The following is a 17,751-nucleotide window of genomic DNA, read 5'->3' on the forward strand; positions in this document are numbered from 1 at the left end:
TAATTATTTATTCCACATTTTAATCAGTTCTTGTGCGATTTGAACGGCATTTGTGGCAGCGCCTTTTCTTATATTATCGGCAACAACCCAAAGGTTTACGCCACTTTCAACACTTTCATCACGGCGGATTCTTCCGACAAAGGTTTCGTCTTTTCCGTTTGCATTAATAGGCATCGGGTAGACATTGTTGGCAACGTCATCTTCAACAATAACGCCGGGTGCATTTCTTAATACTTCTTTTAATTCATCAAGATCAAACTGTTTTTCAAACTCAACATTTATTGATTCGCTGTGGCCGTTGAATACAGGCACTCTTACGGTTGTAGCAGTGATTCTGAGACTGTTGTCTCCCAATATTTTTCTTGTCTCATGTACCATTTTCATTTCTTCCTTTGTATAGCCGTTGGGAAGGAAAACGTCAATATGAGGCAAGCAGTTTCCGGCAATCGGATGTGGGAACTTCTTTGGGGCTTCTCCCTTAAGACCGTTTTCAAGGTCTTTGTATCCGCTTTGGCCGGCGCCGGATACGGCTTGGTATGTGGAATAAACTATTCTTTTAATTTTATATTTATCGTGCAAAGGCTTTAGCACTACAACTGCCTGTATAGTCGAGCAGTTCGGATTGGCTATGATACCCTGGTTCCATGAAATATCCTGAGGATTTACTTCCGGTACTACAAGGGGAACTTTTTCGTCCATTCTCCAGCGGCTGCTGTTGTCCACAACTATACAGCCTTTTGAAGCTGCAATGGGTGCAAATTTTTCACTGGTGCTTGCTCCTGCGGAGAACAATGCTATATCTATTCCTCTGTCAAAAGATGTCTCAGTAAGCTCTTCTACAATGTATTCCTTGTTGTTGAAAATTATAGTCGAACCAGCAGAACGGCTTGAGGAAAAGAAATATATGTTCTCAATAGGCAGATTTCTTTCTTCTAAAACTTTTTAAAAATGTTCTGCCCACCATTCCTGTAGCCCCAACTACTGCTAAATTTACTTTTTTCATAAAAATACCCTCCTGATATAATATTAATCTTATTGAATACTGGATTTTAGTTTGATAGCGTGATATGTCATCTTTATCGTTCTGAAGGACACTAAAAAAGCTGGTATGAGTACCAGCAGTTCATCCGGGATTTTAGTGTAAATATACAACTAAGCTTTATGAACTGATAGCGCTCCATCAAATTACTTGATGACAGTCATACAGCTATTAACCGTACAACCAGACCGTACCTTTTTGAGCAGATACAATCTTCGGCAGTTGACCCTTTCAGCTTTCTTCATCAAAGCTCAAACTTTTCAGAAAACTTACTATTGAAAACTGCACCTCTATCAAACATTATAAAAACACTATTAACTTTATTTTTAACTATTCTATCATCTAAAATATTATATGTCAAACTATTTATTTTTGATATTTAGATTTTCAAATTATTACATATAAATAGGATTATGCATATTATAAATTAATATACGCCGTTTATTATTTTACAATTCTGTTACAAAGAAGGGGATTGGAATCTTTTGTCGAATTATATAACGTAGTGTGGCAATTTTTTGCCTTGATAAATCTTTACCGGTATAATAATAACTTAATGCTAAATACAAAAGACAAATATGGAGGAGAACATGAAAGGGAGTTTGTTGTTAAAGTCAAAAGTAAAGGCGATGGTATTTCGATTGACATTGCTGTTTTTGGTCTATGTGTCGGTATTTTTTTCCCAAAGTTTTATGGTTTATGCATACAAAGGAGTTCCGGACAAAGTTAGGATTGGCCTTTTGTTTAATGATTCACAAACCGGACAATATTCGGCAGTTTCAAGCTTTACAGTAGATTCTCCAAAGGGACTTCAATTCGGATATTCCACTGAAGATGAGTTTGTATGCCTTCAGAAGGAAGCTTCGGAAGAAGCTGTGACCGTAAGGAAGGATGCTTTTTTTGTAAAAGGAAGCAGCGGACTTACCGAATTCAACCTTCTTCAGGCAACCCTCCATCGGGAGAGGTTATTGGAGCCTATCATATAAAAATAGGCAAAGACTATAAAGATTATAATGCTCTTAACAAGGACCTTGCGGAAATCAGAAAAAAAGGTGTTGATGCCTTCTCGGTATATGATGACGGTTGGCAGATTTGGACGGGTTTTTATGTTGATGAAAACGGTGCACAAGCGGCGATAACGGATTATGTTGAGCGGCTTTAAAACTCGGGGACTATAGTGTTGTGGAACCGTCTATGTCAAGAATAGTTGTTTTGTCGAAGGACGGACAAGTTATGCTTATGTTTGATTCAATATATCATGCGTTTCAGGTTCAGCCTGAAACAAAAGACGAAAGCTGTGTTTTAAGAATCAATGGAGATGACAAGAAGAGATATCGCGGTGCTTTTGAAATCTTAAGGCTGTCGGGAAGCGATATGACGGTAATTAATGTCATTAATATTGAAGAATATTTATATGGAGTTGTACCCTATGAGATACAGGCAAGTTCCCACCCTGAAGCCCTAAAGGTTCAGGCCGTTGCGGCAAGAACCTATACGGTAAACAACCTGAACAAATACAAAAGGCTTCAATTTGATTTGTGTCCTACTGTATACTCCCAAGTATATAAGGGTTTTGACGGAGAGGCGTCATCAACAAATAAAGCTGTTGACGATACTAAAGGAAAGGTAGTTACATACAATGGAAAGCCTGCTTCGGTATTTTATTTCAGCTCCAGCGGAGGAATGACAGAGGACGTTAGAAATGTTTGGGGAAGTGAAGGATATCCCTATCTTGTAAGTGTTGAAGATAAATATGAATCGGGAGACTCGTGGCATTACAATTGGGAGGTTTCGTTCACCGCACAGAAGTTAAAGCAGATAATGATAGACCGCGGTTTAAAGATAGGAGACATATTGGGGATTTATATAACAAAAAGATCCGAAGCGGGAAGGGCAACCGAGGTAATAGTTAAGGGAAGTCAAGGGGAAAAGGTGTACACAAACGGTTCCACAAGAAGTTTCTTAAGCCTTGACAGCCAGTGGTATGATATTACGACAGACGCAGATATCTTTGTGAAGGGAAATGACGGTGAAGCGATTAAGACCCAGCTTGGAGGAAAAAAAGTAATGACAGCGTCCGGGCTTAAAACCGTAAGCTCCGCAAACAGCAAGGTAAGTGTTGTCAGTGCAAACGGTACGAAGACTGTTCCGTTGATTCCCACGAACTATATCTTTAAAGGAAAAGGCTGGGGTCATGCAGTTGGGATGAGTCAGGAAGGAGCCAAGGGTATGGCTAATGCCGGATTCACATATGAAGAAATATTAACCCATTATTTTCCGGGAACAAAAGTTGAATAAATTTGCTGCTAAATAAATACTTCAAGAAGCTCCGGAATGTTTTTCCGGAGTTTTTTACGGCTTCTTGGAGTTTTTTGCATTTCAACCTTGCATGAAAGAAGGATTTAATGTATTATTCTATATAAATCGCATAAAATATTTTAAAACTATGTAAATCGGATTATGGAAATGCAAAACGGTGCTTTATCAAATAATATGAAACGGTGTTAGATTGACTATGAAGGTTAGTGATTTTTATTATGATTTGCCGCAAGAATTAATTGCGCAGGAGCCAATTGCCAAAAGGGATATGTCGAGGCTTTTGGTTTTGGACAAGGAAACAGGCCGGATTTGCCATAAAAAGTTTAAGGATATTGTGGAGTACATAAACAAGGGTGATTGTCTGGTTTTAAATGACACCAGGGTTATGCCCGCAAGACTTCTGGGGGAAAAGGAAGGTACCGGGGGCAAAATTGAGTTCGTTCTTTTGAAAAGGATTAACGGAGATGTTTGGGAAGTTATTTTAAAGCCGGGAAAGAAGGCAAAACCGGGAGCAAGGTTTGTATTTGGAAATGGCGAGCTTAAGGCTGAAATTATAGAAATAATTGAAGAAGGAAACAGACTTGTCAGGTTTGAATATGACGGTATTTTTGAAGAGATTCTTGACAGAGTCGGTATTGTACCGCTTCCTCCTTATATTACAAAGAGGCTTGATGATGCGGAAAGATACCAGACTGTGTATTCAAAATACAAGGGTTCTGCCGCTGCTCCCACTGCAGGACTACATTTTACTGTGGAGCTTTTGGATGAATTGGCGAGCCGAGGTGTCAACATTGCTTATGTGACCCTTCATGTAGGACTTGGGACATTCAGGCCGGTAAAGGCTGAAAATTTGGAAGAACATAAAATGCATAGCGAATTTTACCGTATAAATGAAGAGGACTGCAGGAAGATAAATGAGGCAAAGGAAAATGGCTGCAGAGTAATAGCAGTGGGGACAACGAGTTGCAGAGTGCTTGAAACGGTGGGAGATGAAAAGGGTAAATTGAATCCTCAGAGCGGGTGGACCGACATTTTTATTTACCCGGGATATAAATTTAAAGTGGTGGATTCATTAATAACCAATTTCCATTTGCCCGAGTCCACGCTTATTATGCTTGTAAGTGCTTTGGCAGGGCGTGACAAAATAATGGAAGCCTATAATGCTGCCGTTAGGGAAAGATACAGGTTTTTCAGCTTTGCGATGCCATGTTTATAAAGTAAATATTTATAAGGCAAATATTAATAATAAGGAACAGGAAGATGTATGAGTGCAATAAGATATGAGCTGATAAAAAATGTAAACAGTCCGGTGCAAGGCTGGGGAGAGTATATACTCCCCATGGATATTTTGACACTCCGGCTTTTATGCCGGTGGGAACTCAGGCAACCGTCAAGGGTATGTCTCCCGACGAAATGAAGGAGATTGAGGCCCAGATAATTTTGAGCAATACTTATCACCTTCATATGAGGCCCGGAGAGGATATAGTGAAGGAGGCCGGAGGGCTTCACGGTTTTATGAATTGGGACAGGCCGATTCTTACTGACAGTGGAGGCTTTCAGGTTTTTAGCCTTAGTGATTTGAGGGATATTAAGGAAGAAGGTGTGACTTTCAAGTCGCATATTGACGGTTCCAAGCATTTTATTTCTCCCGAGATGGCCATGAAAATACAAAATGATCTTGGGGCTGACATTATAATGGCTTTTGATGAATGCATTCCATACCCTGCGGATTATGACTATGCCAAAAAGTCATTGGAGAGAACGACCCGGTGGGCCAAAAGGTGCAAGGAAGCCCATCGAAATCCGGAAAAGCAAGCTCTTTTCGGGATTGTTCAGGGAGGAATGTATAAGGATTTGAGACAGCAGAGTGCCTATGAATTGCTGGAATTGGACTTTCCGGGATATGCCATTGGGGGATTGAGCGTGGGAGAGCCGGCGGAAGAAATGTATGCAATGTTGGATGTTACAGTTCCGCTGCTTCCTTGGGACAAGCCAAGGTATTTGATGGGAGTGGGAAGCCCAGATTACCTGATTGAAGGAGCTATTAGAGGCATTGACATGTTTGATTGCGTTCTTCCCACAAGAATCGGCAGAAACGGCACGGTTATGACAAGCCGGGGCAGAATGATAGTAAGGGATGCAGTTTATGCACGGGACTATACCCCTATGGATCCGGAATGCGATTGTTATGCCTGCAGAAATTTTACCCGCGCATATATAAGACATCTTCTAAAAAGCGGGGAGGTCCTCGGAATAAGGCTTACCACATGGCATAACCTGAGATTTTTGATTAATCTTATGAAAAATGTCAGACAGGCTATAATGGAAGACAGGCTATTGGATTTTAGAGATGAGTTTTTCAATAATTTCGGATATAAAAAATATAAATAAGTTTAGTTTACCAATATAAGTAATAATAAAGTAAAATAATCAAAAGAACTGAGAGGAGGTTTTTTATGCCAACAGAAGGAGGAGCAGGTTTTCAAGAACTTTTTAGTGCCTTGATTTTACCGTTGGCCTTTGTTCTCATCATGTACTTGATGATAATTTTACCTCAAAAGAAGAGGGATAAGAAGCACGCAGAAATGCTTCAGGCTTTAAAGACCGGAGATAATATTATTACGACCGGAGGAATTATCGGAAAGGTAATAAATATCAAGGATGATGAGATAACTATAGAGACTAGCGTTGAAAAGACCCAGATAAAGCTTGTTAGATCGGCGATAAGCAGAGTTGTGGAATCTAATGAAGAGTAGAATACATAAGTTTATCTGTTGTATGAAAAGGGTAGCCTAATGGCTACCCTCATAAACATAGTTTTTAAAGCAGTAATTCATACCTGAATTGTTGTCCCAGTTGTCGGAATCGTCTTTAAATGCTATATTAATGTTGCCTGCCCTTTTAACGGGAAATAACAGCTCAAACTTTTGATGGCCTATCTTCTGCATTGAATAGGATTCGGTATCCTCCCAGGCAAGGTTGTTTCCGTAACCGATTACTGCATACAACTTATCGGTATTATTTTTAGCAAGGATACCGCTGTACACCAGTCGAAATACATTTCTTGCGTCTTGAATTTCAACTCCGTTATTTGCATAAGAATTATTGGCCTCATACATGTTATTTCCATAAGGTTCTGTTGTCATGTCCAGCGAAAACTCTTCGTTTAAAGGCTGATATTTTTTTGTTTTGCTTTGAGCGGGTTCCGTGTTGTTATCCGACTTAAAGTCGTTTGGTGTATTAAATAAAAAATCAAAAAATCCCATAATTGAACCTCCAGTTTTATCAATTCTTGTTTCCTGTTTCACCGGCTGCTGTTAAAAAGCATTAATATTCTGGAGCTTTTCAATATATAGTTTAATCAATTCGTGTGATATTTATTTTATTAATTTATAGTTTGCAGTGTTTTTTTATTCTATGTATGTCAAAATAAGTTTTTATATTTTCATAAAATATTGAAAAGATAAAAAGCCGTTTTGTTTTAAATTATTTGCTTTATTGGTTCTAACTTTTGAACAAACATAATAGATTGTAGTATAAAAAACATCTATTGGGGGGTTTTTATGATTAACAAGACTGGCCAGACGGCAAAGAATATATTATCCGGACACTCGAATATTGTTACAATTATAAAAGGAATACTGGTATCCTATTTGTTTACAGTGCCGATGTTTGCTATTTTTGCGTATTTTCTTAAATTTTCCGACTTTCCGCTAAAATATATTTCTACTGCTGTTATAATTACGACATTGCTGAGTATAGTTATAGCAGGATGGATTTCTACCAAAAACGTAAAAAGCAAGGGATGGCTAAACGGTGCAATAGTGGGATTTATATATATGCTAATCCTGTATTTGCTAAGCAGCATAGTTTACAGAGATTTTGCCATAAACGGCTATATATTGATATTGCTTACTATTGGAGTATTATCGGGAAGTATAGGCGGTATACTGGGCATTAATTTAAAAAGATAGACGGTAATAATAGAAAAATGAAATTAAGAATAAAAATTAAAATGAAAAATTAAAAAATATATTGATAAATGTATGGACAATTACCTTTTGTTGTGTTAACATTAGATAGAATTAAATAATAAACCTTTAATTAAGTCCAGAGAGACTCAGAAGGTAAGATATTTTGTTGAATAATATAGAATGGTTCTATATGCTTATTGTAATGCAGCTTCTTGCCGACTGGTAAGAAGCTTTTTTAGAGCCTTTTATAAAATAGATTCCGACAAAATATAATAAGTATCGGAGTGTTAAAGATGATAGATAAAGCTGAAATAATGGATGAAAGTGGAATTGTTAGAGCTGTAACCAGAATAGCCCATGAAATTATTGAGAAGAATAAGGGCGTAGAGGGAAAGAGTGTTCCGGTGGGGATTCTCGATATAACGCTTTATAGAGATGACTTAAGCATGCTTTCCGAGCATCCCATAATAAACGGTACAGAAATAGACTTTCCGATAAACGACAAGAAAATTGTCCTTGTTGATGATGTCTTGTATACGGGAAGGACAGTAAGAGCGGCTATTGATGCTTTGATGGATTCGGGAAGGCCCAGGATGGTCCAGCTTGCAGTACTCATAGACAGGGGACACAGGGAACTTCCGATACGGCCGGATTATGTCGGAAAAAATGTTCCGACCTCCAGGTTTGAGGTAGTAAATGTCAAGCTTTCTGAGATTGACGGAGTAAATTGTGTAACTATAAGTGATATAGAAAAGGGAATAAGTCATTAGGAGTATAAGTATTATTTTAGGAATTAAGGGAAGGGTATGTTTTATGCAAAATTATAAATATCTATATATTAATAGAATACAGCAAAAAGAGAAAATATGTACTTTTATTCCCGTTTTTAAATATAAAGCATTAATAATTTGTTCGGAAGAAAATCCGCAAAACATTAAAAAATAGTAAGGAATACCATTATCCTTACTATTTTTTTGAGGACATTTGATACCAATAATATTAATATAAAAGTTTATTTTAGAGTGAGGTGTAGAAATGGGTTTAAAATCAAAAGACCTCTTAGGACTTAGGGATTTGACAACAGAAGAAATTCAATACATTTTAAATACTGCCAAAACGATGAAGGTTATTCTTTCGTCAAAAAACAAGAAGACTCCTCATTTGCAGGGTAAATCAATAATTACTCTGTTTTATGAGAACAGTACAAGGACAAGATTATCCTTCGAACTTGCCTCAAAATACATGAGTGCAAGTGCTGCCAATATTTCGGTAGCGGCCAGCAGTGTTGCTAAAGGTGAAACACTTATAGATACCGGAAAAACAATTGACATGATGGGTGCGGATGTAATTATAATCAGGCATTCGATGTCGGGAGCACCTCATCTTCTTGCAAGAAATGTTACGGCATCGGTAATAAATGCCGGTGACGGTATGAATGAGCACCCAACCAGGCGCTTCTTGATATGTTTACAATTATTGAGAAAAAAGGAAGTCTTGAGGGGTTAAAAGTTGCCATAATCGGTGATATATATCATAGCAGAGTGGCAAGAAGCAACATTTGGGGAATGACGAAGCTTGGAGCCGAAGTGAGTGTTGCCGGGCCTTCAACCCTTATACCTCGGGAATTGGAGAAGACCGGTGTCAAGGTCTTTACCACGGTTCAGGAAGCATTGATTGATGCGGATGTGGTTATGGGACTTAGAATTCAGAAGGAAAGGCAGAAAAGCGGATTGTTTCCGAGCATTAGGGAGTATTCGAGATTCTTCGGATTGGATGAAAAGCGCTTAAAGCTTGCAAAAGAAGATGCTTTGATATTGCATCCGGGACCGGTCAACAGAGGAGTTGAACTGCGTCATCGGTAGTTGACTGTGACAGGTCGCTTATAAATGAGCAGGTTACCAACGGAGTTGCTGTAAGAATGGCTCTTCTTTATCTTTTAACGAGGAGGGATAGCGGTGAGAGTATTAATTAAAGGCGGACATGTTGTAGACCCGAAAACCAACACAAACGGTGTTATGGATATATTGATTGAGGACGGAATAATAACGGAGATAGGCCAAGATATTGAAATTACCAACGGCGACATAATTTATGCCGAGGGCAAGATGGTATTGCCGGGACTGGTGGATGCCCATTGCCATCTGAGGGACCCGGGTTTTGAATATAAAGAGGACATAGAAACTGGAACCATGAGTGCTGCAATGGGAGGATTTACTTCCATAGCATGCATGCCCAATACGGACCCTGTCTGCGATAATGAGGCTATAGTAAAGTATATTATAAATAAGGCAAAGCAGGACGGATTTGTTAATGTATATCCTATTGGGGCGATATCCAAAGGGCAAAAGGGTGAAGAGCTTTCGGAAATAGGTGAACTGAAATTTGCCGGAGCTGTGGCAATTTCCGATGACGGAAGGCCGGTAAAAAGTTCTTCTCTGATGAAGAGGGCTTTGGAATACTCAGCCATGTTTGATATAGCAGTAATATCCCATTGCGAGGATCTGGATATTGCAGATGGCGGTGTAATGAACGAGGGATATTGGTCTACGGTTATGGGACTTAAAGGTATACCTTCGGCTGCTGAGGAAATAATGGTGGCAAGGGATATTATATTGTCCGAATACACAAAGGTTCCGATACACATAGCTCATGTTAGCACTGAGCTGTCGGTAGACCTTATAAGGAATGCCAAAAAGCGTGGAGTGAAAGTGACCTGTGAGACTTGTCCCCACTACTTTGTCCTTACCGATGAGGCTTGCAGCGGATTTAATACCCTTGCAAAAGTAAATCCTCCGCTAAGGACAAAAAGAGATGTTGAGGCTGTGATTGAAGGATTAAAAGACGGCACGATTGACATAATCGCAACAGACCATGCGCCTCATCATAACGATGAGAAAAACGTTGAATTCAATTTGGCGGCAAATGGCATGGTGGGTTTTGAAACGGCATTGCCTCTGGCGATAACCTATCTTGTAAAACCGGGACATCTCACAATCGGCCAACTGGTTGAAAAGATGTGTGTCAATCCTTCAAAACTCCTTGGTATCAACAAAGGTACGCTGGAGATAGGCAGAAGTGCGGATATAACCATTGTTGACATTAACGAAGAGTTTGTTGTGGATATCAATAACTTCAAATCAAAAAGCAAGAACTCTCCTTTTAACGGGTTCAAGCTGAGTGGAAGTGTATACTATACTTTGGTGGACGGCAATGCCATTGTCAGAGAAAAGGTACTTTTATAGAGATTTCTTGAGAATGAGTTTTTGAATTATGCTATATAAGGAGAATGAAATTATGTTTGTTGATATATTGATTGAAAAGATTAAAGAAAAGGATAATCCCTCCGTTGTAGGATTGGACCCAAAGATTGAATATGTTCCGTCTTTCATAAAAGAAGATATGTATAAGGAACACGGAAAAAATTCAAAAGGAGTGGCGCAGGCAATTCTTCTCTTTAACAAATACATTATTGATGCGGTTTATGATATTGTACCTGCGGTAAAACCCCAGCTGGCATATTATGAGATGTATGGCCTTGAAGGTATGAAAGCGTTCTATGAAACCTGCAAATACGCAAAGGAGAAAGGACTTTTGGTTATTGCCGACGGAAAAAGAAATGATATCGGCTCAACTGCCCAGTGCTATTCTTCGGCATATCTTGGCAAAACAGACATTGATGAAGGTATAAGCGAGTCTGTTTTTGATGCGGATGCACTTACGGTAAATCCTTATCTCGGTGTGGATGGGATTAAACCTTTCATAGATGACTGTATAAAATACAACAAGGGCATATTTGTTCTGGTCAAGACATCAAACAAGTCATCCGGGCAGCTTCAGGATTTACTCACTCAAGAGGGCAGGAGTATTTATGAGGTTGTTGCGGAGTATGTTGAGTCATGGGGGGCAAGTGTAAAGGGAAAATACGGATACAGCAGTGTGGGAGCAGTGGTTGGAGCAACTTATCCCAATCAGGCGAAAATCCTTAGAAAGATTCTGAAAAGTTCTTATATACTGGTTCCGGGTTATGGTGCCCAGGGCGGAACAGCAAGAGATGTAGTCCACAGCTTTAATTATGATGGACTTGGGGCAATTGTAAATGCTTCAAGAAGCATAATGTGCGCTTATAAGTCTGAACAGTGGAAGGATCTTTACAGCGAAGAAAAGTTTTATGAGGCATCAAGAGCTGAGGCGATTAGGATGAGGGACGATATTAACGGCGCGTTGCATAACACAAAGTAATTTTATTTAGGATACGAGGTGATATATTATGAAAGCTATTCTGGCTCTTGAAGACGGCACAATTTTTCACGGCGAAAGTTTCGGTGCTGAAGGAGAAGTAATTGGAGAAATAGTTTTTAATACAGGTATGACAGGATATCAGGAGGTTTTGACCGATCCGTCCTATTGCGGACAGATTGTGACAATGACCTATCCTTTAATAGGAAATTATGGGGTGAATAATGAAGATATAGAGTCTGAAAGGCCCCAAGTGAAAGGCTTTATTGTTAGGGAGCTTTGCCAGAGCCCAAGCAATTGGAGAGCGGAAGAGACATTAAACAGCTATCTTAAAAGAAATAACATAATAGGAATAGAGAAAATTGACACAAGGGCTCTTACCAGGATTTTGAGAGAGAAGGGAACAATGAAGGGGTTAATTACAACGGATCCCAATTTCAATTTTGATGAAAAAATTGATGAGATAAAGGCTTATGTTATAAAGGATCCGGTTATGTGTGTTACAACAAAGGAAGTTTTGCATTATAAAGGCGACGGATTTAAAGTTGCATTGATAGATTTAGGCTTAAAGCATAATATTGTACGCTCTCTTTTAAATAGAGGATGCGATGTGCATGTTTTTCCTGCCGATTCTAAAGCAGAGGATATCCTTGCGATTAATCCCGACGGAATAATGCTTTCAAACGGACCGGGCGATCCGAAGGATTGTGTTGTTACCATTGAAACGATAAAGAAGCTTATGGGCAAGAAACCCATGTTTGGAATTTGTCTTGGACATCAGCTGACGGCCCTTGCAAACGGTGCCGACACCGAAAAACTGAAATACGGTCACAGAGGAGCCAATCATCCGGTGAAGGATATCGAAAAGGATTTGACATATATTACTTCGCAAAATCATGGATATACTATTGTTGAGTCATCCATAGATAAATCAAGGATGGTAGTAAGCCACAGGAATATGAACGACGGAACTGTTGAAGGTGTAAGATATACGGATATACCGGTATTTACTGTGCAGTTTCATCCGGAAGCTTCACCGGGTCCTGCGGATACTGCGTATCTGTTTGACGAGTTTATTGAGATGATGAGGAAAAATTTGCAATAGAAAGCTATTGCTCAAGTATTTAGAAGCTTTAAAGTTTATTTTGGCGACGATTATTATTGGAAGAAGATTTAATATATGAGGGGGAAATTAAATGCCAAAAAGGGACGATGTAAAAAAGGTCCTGGTAATAGGCTCGGGTCCTATTGTAATAGGTCAGGCGGCGGAGTTTGACTACGCCGGGACTCAGGCTTGCCGGGCTTTAAAAGAAGAAAATATAGAAGTGGTGCTGGTTAACAGCAACCCTGCTACAATCATGACAGATACCAATATAGCTGATAAAGTATATATTGAGCCTCTTACAGTAGAGGTTGTAAAGAACATTATAATAAAAGAAAAACCCGACAGCATTCTTCCTACTTTGGGAGGGCAGACAGGACTTAATCTTGCTATGGAGTTGGCAGAGTCGGGATTTTTGGATGAGTATGGCGTAAAGCTTTTGGGAACCGCTACCGAGGCGATAAAAATGGCCGAGGACAGACAGGCCTTTAAGGATACCATGGAAAGAATAGGCGAGCCTGTATTGCCAGCAAGGTGGTAAATACAATAGAGGATGCACTGGACTTTGCAAAGGAAATCGGTTATCCGGTTATTGTACGTCCTGCCTATACTTTAGGAGGAACCGGCGGCGGTATTGTGTATAATGAGGAAGAACTTAAGGAGATTGGCTCCAACGGTTTGAGGCTCAGCAGGTGCATCAGGTCCTTATTGAGAAATGTATCTCAGGATGGAAAGAAATTGAATACGAGGTTATGAGGGACGGCAAGGGTAATGTAATCACGGTATGTAATATGGAAAATATTGACCCGGTTGGAGTTCACACCGGGGACAGTATAGTTGTCGCTCCTTCCCAGACTCTTGCGGACAGAGAATATCAGATGCTTCGCTCAGCAGCATTAAAGATAATTTCCGCGTTGGGCATAGAGGGAGGCTGCAATGTTCAGTTTGCTCTAAATCCCAACAGTTTTGAATATGCGGTAATTGAGGTTAATCCGAGGGTTAGCCGTTCCTCAGCGTTGGCATCAAAGGCAACAGGCTATCCCATTGCAAAAGTTGCTTCAAAGATAGCTATAGGCTATGGTCTTGATGAAATTAAAAATGCAGTAACAGGAAAGACCTATGCATGCTTCGAACCTACTTTGGACTATGTTGTACTCAAGATACCGAAATGGCCTTTTGACAAGTTTGTAAAGGCAAAAAGAACTTTAGGAACGCAGATGAAAGCTACCGGTGAAGTAATGGCTATAAGCAGCTCCTTTGAAGGGGCCCTGATGAAGGCGCTAAGATCCCTGGAGCTGGGTATTTTCACGCTGGAGCAGGATATTTACAAAAAGTTCAGTGATGAGGAAATAAGGGAAAAGATAAAGGATGTTAATGATGAAAGACTTCTTGTTATTGCCGAGGGAATTAGAAGAGGTATAACAGTAGAGGAAATTAACGATATTACAAAGATAGATTTGTTCTTCTTAAATAAAATCAAAAAGCTGGTTCTCATGGAAGAAAAATTAAAAACCATGAAGCTTTCGGATTTTGATAAAGAAAACTTAAGAACAGTTAAAAAGATGGGCTTTACCGACGCAGTTATAGCAAACTATATTGGCTGCGGTAAAAAGGAAGTTACGGCAAAAAGAAAAGAGCTTGACATTCATGCCGTTTATAAAATGGTTGATACCTGTGCCGCAGAATTTGAGGCTATGACACCTTATTATTACTCCACCTATGACGAATGCTGCGAGGTTAAGAAATCGAACAGCAAAAAGGTTTTGGTAATAGGTTCGGGTCCTATAAGGATAGGACAAGGTATTGAGTTTGACTACTGCTCGGTTCATTCGGTATGGGGATTAAAGCAAGAAGGTTATGAGACTATAATCGCAAACAACAATCCCGAGACGGTAAGTACTGACTTTGACACAGCGGATAGGCTGTACTTTGAACCTCTGACTCCTGAGGATGTGGAGAACATTGTGGAGAAAGAAGGAGTTGAGGGAGCTATTGTCCAGTTTGGCGGGCAGACGGCTATAAAACTCACAAAAGCTCTTGTTGAAATGGGAGTAAAAATTTTCGGTACCGAACCCAAATATATCGATGCCGCCGAAGACCGTGAGAAATTTGACGAAATTCTTGAAAATCTCGGTATTCCCAGACCTAAAGGAAGGACAATATTTACCCTTGACGAAGCTTTGAAAGCTGCAAACGACTTGGGTTATCCCGTATTGGTAAGACCGTCGTATGTACTTGGCGGACAGGGAATGGAGATAGCTTACAGTGACAAAGACGTAATTGAATTTATGGAGATTATCAACAGAGTAAAACAGGAGCATCCTATCCTGATAGATAAATATATGATGGGTAAAGAAATTGAGGTTGACGCAATATGTGACGGTGAGGATATTTTGATACCCGGTATAATGGAGCACCTGGAAAGAGCCGGTGTTCACTCCGGAGACAGCATATCCGTTTACCCGACACAAACAATAGAAGAAAAGCTTAAGGAAAAGATTGTAGATTATACTAAAAAGCTTGCCAACGCTCTTAACGTAGTAGGTTTGATCAACATACAGTATGTGTATTACAATAATGAACTTTATGTTATAGAGGTTAATCCGCGTTCAAGCCGTACCGTTCCGTATATAAGCAAGGTAACGGGAATACCTATGGTAAATATTGCCACAAGAATAATGATGGGCAAAAAGCTCAAGGATTTCAACTACGGTACAGGACTCTACAAGGAATCCGAGTATGTAGCCATAAAAGTTCCCGTATTCTCCTTTGAAAAACTCCATGACGTTGACACAAGCCTAGGACCTGAAATGAAGTCTACCGGCGAAGTTTGGGTATAGCAAAAACCTTCCCCGATGCACTGTACAAGGGAATTATTGCAACAGGAATCAAGCTTCCCAAAAAAGGCGGGGCAATACTCATGACCGTGAGGGATACCGACAAGCCCGAGCTTATACAATTGGCAGAAGAGTTTGAGAAGCTGGGATTTGAGCTTTATGCCACAGGCAAAACTGCCAACATGCTAAACAACCAGGGAATTGCCACCAATGCCGTGAAAAAGATCGGCGAAGGTGAGCCAAACCTGCTGGATTTGATTGAGTCGGGCAAAATAAGCCTCATAATTAATACTCCTACAAAGGGAAGAAAGCCTGAAAGGGATGGCTTTAAAATAAGAAGAAAAGCTGTTGAGATGTCGATACCTTGTCTTACATCCCTTGATACCGCAAGAGCGGTGCTGGAATGCATAAAGCTGGGAAAAAATGAAAAAGATCTTGGAGTTTTAGATTTGAGTGTATTTAATAACTAGTAAGCGGAGGATGCCATGTCCAAGGTATTAAAGGAAAGAATTGAGAATATTGAGAAAATAGCTAAATCAATTTATAAAATGACCGTTAAATCCGAATATATATCTAAAAATGCCGTCCGGGGCAGTTTGTAAACGTAAAGTGCTGTGAAGGGCTAAATGCTCTTCTAAGAAGGCCTATAAGCATATGCAGCGTTGACAAGGAACGGGGAACATTTGATATTGTTTTTCAGGTAAAAGGAATCGGCACCGAATACCTGTCCCAAAAAAGGTCCGGAAGCGAAGTGGATTTGATAGGTCCCTTGGGAAAACCGTTCCATGTATCTGGGCAATATAAGCGTATTGCAGTGGTAGGGGGAGGAATAGGCATATTCCCCCTGCTTTATCTGTTAAAAGAGATGAAAGAATCGGACAAGTCTGCCTTTTTAGGGTTTAGAAGCAGTGACTATGTGGTAATGACTGATGAATTTGAAGCTGCTTCCGACAGGCTTTCCATATCCACGGATGACGGAAGCGTGGGCTATAAAGGAATAATTACGGACCTTCTTGACAAAGATATTGCCGAAAGGGGATTTGATATTATTTACACCTGCGGTCCCATGCCGATGATTAGAAAGGTAAAAGATATGGCTCAAAAGGCCGGCATCAAATGCCAGGTGTCTTTAGAACAGAGAATGGGATGCGGAATTGGAGCATGTCTTGTATGTGCGTGCAAGACCGGAAAGCCGGATAATTGGGAATACAGCCATGTTTGTAAAGATGGGCCTGTTTTTTGGAGTGATGAGGTGATTTTGGATGACTGAAAAAATTATTGATTTAAGTGTTGATATTGCCGGATTAAAGCTTAAAAATCCTGTTATAGCAGCTTCCGGAACTTTCGGGTTTGGCAGGGAGTTTGCCGATTACATGGACTTAAATAAAATCGGAGGAATATCGGTAAAGGGACTTACTTTGGAAAAAAGGCAGGGAAACAGGCCGCCTAGGATTGCAGAGACTCCGGCGGGTATTCTAAACAGTGTGGGTCTTCAAAATCCGGCGTTAAAGCCTTTATAGAAGATGAGATTCCTTTCTTAAGAAAGTATGATTCAAAAATAATTGCCAATATTGCGGGCAATACTATAGAAGATTACTGCGAAATGGCAGAACAGTTGTCGGATGCGGATATTGATGCTATTGAACTTAATGTCTCCTGCCCCAATGTAAAAAGGGTTGTGTTGCTTTTGGGAATTCTCTGGCAGGGATAAGCGAGATTACAAGCAAAGTAAAAAAATACTGCAAAAAACCGCTTATAGTCAAGCTTACACCAAATGTTACCGATATAAAAGAAATAGCTGTTGCCGCGGAAGAAGCCGGAGCCGATGCTCTCTCCCTTATAAACACAATTCTCGGGATGGCCATTGACATACACAAAAAAAAGCCGATACTGGCCAACAATGTGGGAGGTCTTTCAGGCCCTGCGGTAAAACCCGTTGCAGTGAGAATGGTATATGAAGTTGCCAGTGTTGTCAAAGTACCTGTTATAGGAATGGGCGGAATATCAAGTGGCGAGGATGCTGTTGAGTTTATGCTGGCAGGAGCAAGTGCGGTTATGGTGGGAACAGCCAATTTTATAAATCCTGCTGCATGTGTTGATGTCATGGAAGGAATAAAAAGCTACCTTGAAATGTATAACCACAGCAGCGTTTATGAAATAATAGGAAAGTTAGAGCTCAATTGATAGAATGATATAATATTATATATTGTACCTAATTTGTTTCTATACAAATTTCAAACGAAT

9 protein-coding genes, 7 pseudogenes and 1 riboswitch are annotated in these 17,751 nt (G+C 39.8%); of the genes and pseudogenes, 14 read left to right on the plus strand and 2 right to left on the minus strand.

The genetic code is table 11. The features are described 5' to 3' along the window. Positions 1 to 3: 3 nt before the first annotated feature. Positions 4 to 1,003, minus strand: a pseudogene (locus JCM21531_RS09605) (aspartate-semialdehyde dehydrogenase). Between the two features lie 159 nt (positions 1,004 to 1,162). Next, positions 1,163 to 1,340: riboswitch (Lysine riboswitch) on the minus strand. Positions 1,341 to 1,629: 289 nt separating this feature from the next. On the opposite strand from JCM21531_RS09605, the gene JCM21531_RS21655 reads away from it, so the two are divergent. The 5 genes and pseudogenes from JCM21531_RS21655 (at position 1,630) to yajC (ending at position 6,114) form a co-directional block, all read left to right on the plus strand. Then, positions 1,630 to 2,025, plus strand: a complete 396-nt coding sequence (locus JCM21531_RS21655; RefSeq protein ID WP_243467506.1) for a hypothetical protein — start codon at positions 1,630 to 1,632, stop codon at positions 2,023 to 2,025. Between the two features lie 208 nt (positions 2,026 to 2,233). Further along, positions 2,234 to 3,337, plus strand: a complete 1,104-nt coding sequence (locus tag JCM21531_RS21660; protein WP_243467507.1) for a SpoIID/LytB domain-containing protein — start codon at positions 2,234 to 2,236, stop codon at positions 3,335 to 3,337. A 217-nt stretch (positions 3,338 to 3,554) separates the two neighbouring features. Beyond that, positions 3,555 to 4,579: pseudogene (gene queA, locus JCM21531_RS09615) on the plus strand (tRNA preQ1(34) S-adenosylmethionine ribosyltransferase-isomerase QueA). A gap of 43 nt (positions 4,580 to 4,622) precedes the next feature. After that, a pseudogene (tgt, locus tag JCM21531_RS09620) lies at positions 4,623 to 5,749 on the plus strand (tRNA guanosine(34) transglycosylase Tgt). 65 nt (positions 5,750 to 5,814) lie between these two features. Then, complete coding sequence (gene yajC, locus JCM21531_RS09625; protein WP_038289325.1) at positions 5,815 to 6,114, plus strand: preprotein translocase subunit YajC; 300 nt, start codon at positions 5,815 to 5,817, stop codon at positions 6,112 to 6,114. A gap of 36 nt (positions 6,115 to 6,150) precedes the next feature. Here yajC and JCM21531_RS09630 read toward each other — a convergent pair whose 3' ends face one another. Beyond that, positions 6,151 to 6,624, minus strand: coding sequence for a carbohydrate-binding protein (locus tag JCM21531_RS09630; RefSeq protein ID WP_038289327.1), 474 nt, complete (start codon positions 6,622 to 6,624; stop codon positions 6,151 to 6,153). 297 nt (positions 6,625 to 6,921) lie between these two features. On the opposite strand from JCM21531_RS09630, the gene JCM21531_RS09635 reads away from it, so the two are divergent. From JCM21531_RS09635 to JCM21531_RS24445, 9 genes and pseudogenes are all read left to right on the plus strand, one after another. After that, positions 6,922 to 7,332, plus strand: a complete 411-nt coding sequence (locus JCM21531_RS09635; protein WP_038289330.1) for a TIGR04086 family membrane protein — start codon at positions 6,922 to 6,924, stop codon at positions 7,330 to 7,332. A gap of 293 nt (positions 7,333 to 7,625) precedes the next feature. Beyond that, positions 7,626 to 8,102 (plus strand): bifunctional pyr operon transcriptional regulator/uracil phosphoribosyltransferase PyrR, encoded by a 477-nt coding sequence (gene pyrR / locus JCM21531_RS09640; protein ID WP_038289332.1) that lies wholly within the window; start codon positions 7,626 to 7,628, stop codon positions 8,100 to 8,102. 265 nt (positions 8,103 to 8,367) lie between these two features. Beyond that, a pseudogene (locus tag JCM21531_RS09645) lies at positions 8,368 to 9,304 on the plus strand (aspartate carbamoyltransferase catalytic subunit). Beyond that, entirely contained in the window at positions 9,288 to 10,574 is a 1,287-nt protein-coding gene (locus JCM21531_RS09650) for a dihydroorotase (RefSeq protein WP_038289334.1), read from the plus strand. Before JCM21531_RS09645 ends, JCM21531_RS09650 begins: the two are co-directional and overlap by 17 nt. 52 nt (positions 10,575 to 10,626) lie before the next feature. Continuing rightward, positions 10,627 to 11,571, plus strand: coding sequence for an orotidine-5'-phosphate decarboxylase (gene pyrF, locus JCM21531_RS09655; RefSeq protein WP_038289336.1), 945 nt, complete (start codon positions 10,627 to 10,629; stop codon positions 11,569 to 11,571). 28 nt (positions 11,572 to 11,599) lie between these two features. Beyond that, the gene (locus tag JCM21531_RS09660; protein WP_038289338.1) at positions 11,600 to 12,673 is read left to right on the plus strand and encodes a carbamoyl phosphate synthase small subunit; all 1,074 of its coding nucleotides are present in this window, start codon (positions 11,600 to 11,602) and stop codon (positions 12,671 to 12,673) included. 91 nt (positions 12,674 to 12,764) lie between these two features. Beyond that, positions 12,765 to 15,977, plus strand: a pseudogene (gene carB / locus JCM21531_RS09665) (carbamoyl-phosphate synthase large subunit). Between the two features lie 15 nt (positions 15,978 to 15,992). Continuing rightward, positions 15,993 to 16,777: pseudogene (locus JCM21531_RS09670) on the plus strand (dihydroorotate dehydrogenase electron transfer subunit). Then, positions 16,770 to 17,691: pseudogene (locus tag JCM21531_RS24445) on the plus strand (dihydroorotate dehydrogenase). The pseudogenes JCM21531_RS09670 and JCM21531_RS24445 overlap by 8 nt, the downstream one beginning before the upstream one ends. The last annotated feature ends 60 nt before the right edge of the window (positions 17,692 to 17,751 follow it).

Source organism: Acetivibrio straminisolvens JCM 21531, from assembly GCF_000521465.1.
Classification (GTDB): domain Bacteria; phylum Bacillota; class Clostridia; order Acetivibrionales; family Acetivibrionaceae; genus Hungateiclostridium; species Hungateiclostridium straminisolvens.